Origin of the sequence: Rahnella selenatireducens (assembly GCF_046449555.1) — a bacterium.
Lineage (GTDB): Bacteria > Pseudomonadota > Gammaproteobacteria > Enterobacterales > Enterobacteriaceae > Rahnella > Rahnella selenatireducens.
The window spans coordinates 1-639 of sequence record NZ_JBKEZJ010000053.1 but is presented as its reverse complement, the minus strand read 5'-3'; the positions used below and the strand labels follow the sequence as shown (position 1 = coordinate 639).

At 61.8% G+C, this 639-nt stretch carries 1 pseudogene; it reads right to left on the bottom strand.

The features are described 5' to 3' along the window. Window positions 1-639: pseudogene (locus tag ACLBVC_RS24870) on the bottom strand (hypothetical protein); the annotation flags it as partial.

Here is a 639-nt window from a genome sequence, read left to right as displayed (position 1 = left end):
CGCCAGCGTGCGGTGGCTGTCTTCCATCCGCGCGTGCTCGGCGCGCAGCAGCGGGACGAAGCTGTTCGGGTAATAAATCGTGTGCAGCTGGGTGTCGCGGTTTTCAGTCAGCACCAGCCGGTCGCCGTCCCAGCCGAACCAGATGTTTTGGGTTTCTGCTTCGCCGGACTGCGGATTGATTTGGGTGACGTGCTTGCCGACGCGACGTCCGAGCGGGTCGTAGATATAGCGCGCCTGCGTCTGAATCTGACCGTCCTCTTCTGCCGTGAAACGCGTCAGCCGGTGCGCCTGGTCGTAGGCGAAATGGCTGATGGCACCGCGCGGTGCCTCCCGCCAGCCGGCGCGGTACGGGCGTTTTTCCGTCAGGTTACCAAATTTGTCGTGTTCATAAATATACCGCTCATCACGCTGGATGCGATTCTGGTACCAGACCGGCAGCGTGTCGGCGAGCGGCGTATTGAGGTCGGGGTGCGTGCAGTTGCGGTTGCCGGCGGCATCGGTGAAGGTGGCGAGAAAACCGTCCGGCGAGCTGATGCTGTTCAGGCGACCGGCTGGTGTATAAGCATAGTGATGGTCGCCGAGGCCGGTGGTCATCTTCGTCATCTGCCCGGCGGCGTTGTAGTGATAATGGCGTTTCAG